This window comes from Streptomyces sp. HSW2009 (assembly GCF_040240285.1).
GTDB lineage: Bacteria > Actinomycetota > Actinomycetes > Streptomycetales > Streptomycetaceae > Streptomyces.
In genome coordinates this window covers 1-4071 of sequence record NZ_JBEHZD010000624.1, presented here as the reverse complement: position 1 = coordinate 4071, position 4071 = coordinate 1, and the positions used below count along the sequence as shown (strand labels likewise).

Genomic DNA, 4071 nt, shown 5'->3' with positions numbered 1-4071 from the left:
AGTTTCCGGCCACGCCGGCCCCTGCTCCGGCCCCCGCGCCGACCGCGCCCACGCCGTCCGGTGCGGCCCCCGCGGCCCCGCCCGACTCGTGGCCGGCCCCGGCGGGCCCACCGGCCCCGCCGCCTTCCCCGGCAGCGGCCGGTGCGTCGGCGCCCTCCAATATCAGGCTGGTGGCCGCGAAGTGCTGGAGGAAGAGCCGGGGTAACAGCAGGGACAGTTCGCGGGCCTCGTCCGGTGTGCGGGTCGCGCCCCACCAGGTCCTGATCGCCGCCACGATCGGCGCGTGGTCCTCCTCGCGGGCCTGCCGAAAGGTCAGTCGTGCCACTGGTTCCTCCCCGTACGTTGGTGCGCTCGTGCTGGTCGGGGGTGAAATGCGCCCCCTCCGTACGACGCCGTAAGGGTGCCGGGGGGTTACCTGACTCCGGCGTACGGCTGACTCTCGACGGTCGGGCCGGTGCACCAGCCGACGGTGAGCCGGGCGGTCTCCAGGGCCGCGGCCAGCGGGCCGAGCTGGCCGCGCAGCCGCTCCACGGGGGCGCCGGGGCGCACCGCCCAGGCCGGCCCCGCACCACCGGCAACGGCCGCGGCGGCCGGACCGGGAACGGCGATCGGCGTGCCCGCGCCGTGGTACTCCACGTCCCGCGCGGCCGGCAGCCCGCCCAGCCAGCGGGCCGCGCCGCGCGGCAGCAACAGCCGCATCCGGCCACGCGCGCCGTCGACCAGGGTCGGGAAGAGCACGGGCCGCGGCCGGGCCGGGCGGCGGGCGCTGCCGGACACCGCCGGGTGCGCGGCCGGCCCGGGCCTGGTGGTCCTGGCCGCGGCGAGGCCGCCGCCGACCCGGCGCCGTAGCAGGTCGATGACCTCCATGCCGGTGCGCAGGTCCAGGGTGACCGCGTCGAAGGTGCGGCCGGTGGCGAGCGGGACGCAGCACCGCGGGTCGGCCCGCCAGCGGGCGCGCACCGCGGCGGTGGAACGGCCGATCACCGTTCCGCCTTCGACGGGGCCAGGTAGGGGAAGACGTCACGCGGCACCCCCGTAGCCGCGCTCGCGTCCAGCCCCATGCTGACCGGCGCGCCGAGGATCAGCGCGAACATGGCCTCCGGGGTGCAGTCGGTGAGGGCGCGCCCGTTGCGCTGCTCCCACCCGAAGTGGGCCTTGCTGCCCACCTCGTACCTGAGGACGTCCGGCAAGAGCAGGTCGCGCACGTGGGCGGCGTGCGCGGCGGGGTCGGTGACCGCGCCGACGGCGGCGGCCCCGCGTTCGATCGCCGCCTGCACCTCGGCCCCGTACCGCTGCCGGTCCTCGCCGGGCACGGTCGCGTTGAAGTCGATGTGCCGGTCGGCGTCTTCGAGTACGAAGAGGGTGTTGAGGAGCGGGGTCGCGCAGCGGTTGATCTGCCGCCAGCCGCCCGCGTCGGTGGCCAGCACGCTCACCCCCCACACGCCGATCTCCTGTGCGCCGGCCAGGTCCGCATCGGGCACCTCAAGGACGATGGCCTGCACATCGGTGTCGGCGAACAGGTTCTTCGCCTGCCGTGGGTCGAAGTCGGCCAGGTCGGGCGCCGTGCCCTCGGCCAGCGCGGTCTTGACCGCGGTGACCACCGTGCCCTCGATCCAGAACGGGTCGCCGGCCTGCCCCGCCCATGCCCGCAGCGCGCCGTCGGCCTCGCCCTCGGGCCCGCCGCCGGCCGGCCGCACCAGCTCGGACGGTTCCTCGGTCACCCCGCGCAGCAGCACCGTGCCGGCGGCGTCCCGGTCCCGCGCCGCCGCCCCGTCGAACCGGCGCAGCTCCCACCGCTGGCTGCCGCGCGTGCTGAAGGGCGCGAAGGCGATGGGCGCGAAGGTGAACCGGTACGTGATGTCCTCGACGCCGTCCCCATCGGTGTCGATCTTGATCTCGTACAGGCTCTCGTCGTCGTGGAAGCCGCCCGTGCCGGAGAGCGGGTTGACGTTGAGCACGAAGACGGTGCCCCGGTCGCCGCGGAAGACGTAGAGGTCGCTGACGTCCAGCCGGGGGTCCTGGCGGGCGAGGAGCGAATCGTGGTGGTGGCTCATCAGCGGTCCTGTCTGCTTCGAGGGTGAGCGCCGACCGGGCACCGGCGGGCTGCGGTGGCGGGGCGCAGCGGCACGGATGGGGGGAGGGCCGCGCGCGCCTCATCAGGGAGGGGTGAGGTGTGCCGCCGGACCAGCCCGCCGGGGCCTTGGCCTGGACAGTAGGCGTCCCCGCCGCACGGAGGCGAGGAACAGAGTGCACAGTCAGCCCGGTTGCTGGTTGCCCACCGACCGGTGATTGAAGAACGTACGGGTAACGAGCCGCCGCATCCGCCGTCGCCGCAGGTCAGCCCCGCTGGGACGGGTACGGGCCGACCGACCGAGACGCAATCGATACCCGCCTCCACGCAATGGCACCTTTGCCCCGCCCCCACCTCGCCTGACCGGGGCTGTCCCGCCCCACCGGGCGTCGTCGCGTGGGGCACCCGCCCGGGGCCCGTGCCCGCCGGTGGCCCGACGGCTGCCCGCCGGCTGCTCGTACGGGGGCGCTGCCGCTGGGCAAGGGGTAACCCACCGCGGTGGCGGGGGCCCGTGGCCGCGCACCGGGGGTGGCTGCGTACCGGGGGCGGCCGGGGTGTGCCGGTGGGGCGTACGAAACGGGTCGTACGGAACGGGTTGTACGAAGCGGGTCGTACGGAACGGGTTGTACGAGGCGGGTCGTGCGGAGCGGGTTGTACGAGGCGGGTCGTACGGAACGGGTTGTACGAGGCGGGTCGTACGGAGCGGGCCTACGGGTGCTCGGCGTGGGCTGGTCGCCGGCTGCGGACCGACGGCCCCGACCGCCCGCCAGTTGCGGGGCGGTGTCCGCGGACTAGCCGCCACGGACCAGCCGCCGCAGATCGGCGCCCGCAGATCGGCGCGCGCGGACCGCGCCCCGGCTCCCCCGCGCAAGGGCCAGTTACGACACCACGCTCACAGCGAGCCGAGCGCCCGCATCGCAAGCCACAGTTCGTGCTTGGCACTCGGGGCGTGTAGGAGGGAGCGGCCCAGGGCCTCTTCCGCCCTGGTCAGCCGCTTGCGTGCGCCGGGCAGCGAGATGCCGAGCGCGCTCGCGGCCGGCGACAGCTTCGCGTCGGCCCGCAGCCAGGCGCGTACCGTGTCGGTGCCCGACGGCAGGTTCGCCCGCTCCAGCGGTCGGAGCCTGGCCTGTGCCCACACCTCGACCGCGGGGGTGGACAGCAGGGTCTCCAGGGTCGGCGTCGGCTGCCGGGTGGCGGTGGCGACGGGGACCGAGCGCAGTTGCAGGGCCAACCAGGCCGCCGCCGGGCCGGCCCGCCGGTCGAGGCGGAGTTCGAGGAGTTCGCCGATCAGCCGCACCCGGGCGGCCAGCGTATTGCGGTGGATCTTCAGATGGCGGCTGGCGGAACTGCCGAAGGTGAGCCAGGAACCGAGCGTGCCGAGCAGTTCCGCACCGCCGGGGTCGGCCCGCCGCGGCGGCAGGTACGTCACGCACGGCGCCAGCAACTCCTGCGCCCAGCGCACCCCCTGCGGTACCGCGAGCGGCGACAGGTCGGAGTCGCGCTGGAAGCTGGCCCGGCCGCTGGGCGCGGTGCGGGCCACGGCCAGCGCGTGGAACGCCTGCTCGTAACCGATCGGGGTCTCCCGCAGCGGCACCTCACCACTGACCCCGATCACGCAGTCGGGCACCCGCTCGGCGATGTCCCGGTCGAGCCCCCGGATGCCGGGCGCCATCGGCTTCGCCCGGCCGGTACGGGACGCGGCGGCATGCGGCGGGCCCGTGCCGGCCGGGGGAGCAGGGGCCGGGCCGGGGCGAGACGAGGGAGTACGGTGCGCGGCGCTCGGCGCGGGCCCGGGCAACTGCCCGTAGGCCGCCAGCAGGTCGGCCGCGCAGTCGCCGCCCTGGGCGGCGGGCCCGGGGAGCGTGCCGTCGGCCGCCCGGGCCGGGCCCCCCCCCGCCCCCCCCCCGGCGCCGGCCCCCCCCCCCCGCGCGGGGGGGGGGCGGCCCAGGACGGGGAGCCGCTTGCTCCACGCGGGCATGGGTGATCTCCTTCGGAGGGGA

Annotated in this window: 3 protein-coding genes and 1 pseudogene; all 4 read right to left on the bottom strand. The window is 76.2% G+C overall.

Translation table 11 applies throughout. The features are described from left to right. A pseudogene (locus tag AAHZ94_RS29655) lies at positions 1-325 on the bottom strand (hypothetical protein); the annotation flags it as partial. An 86-nt stretch (positions 326-411) separates the two neighbouring features. Next, positions 412-984, bottom strand: a complete 573-nt coding sequence (locus AAHZ94_RS29650; protein ID WP_349996782.1) for a hypothetical protein — start codon at positions 982-984, stop codon at positions 412-414. Then, the gene (locus tag AAHZ94_RS29645; RefSeq protein ID WP_349996778.1) at positions 981-2054 is read right to left on the bottom strand and encodes a DUF4331 family protein; all 1074 of its coding nucleotides are present in this window, start codon (positions 2052-2054) and stop codon (positions 981-983) included. Before AAHZ94_RS29645 ends, AAHZ94_RS29650 begins: the two co-directional genes overlap by 4 nt. A 909-nt stretch (positions 2055-2963) precedes the next feature. Then, entirely contained in the window at positions 2964-4049 is a 1086-nt protein-coding gene (locus AAHZ94_RS29640; protein WP_349996776.1) for a helix-turn-helix domain-containing protein, read from the bottom strand. Between the last annotated feature and the right edge of the window lie 22 nt (positions 4050-4071).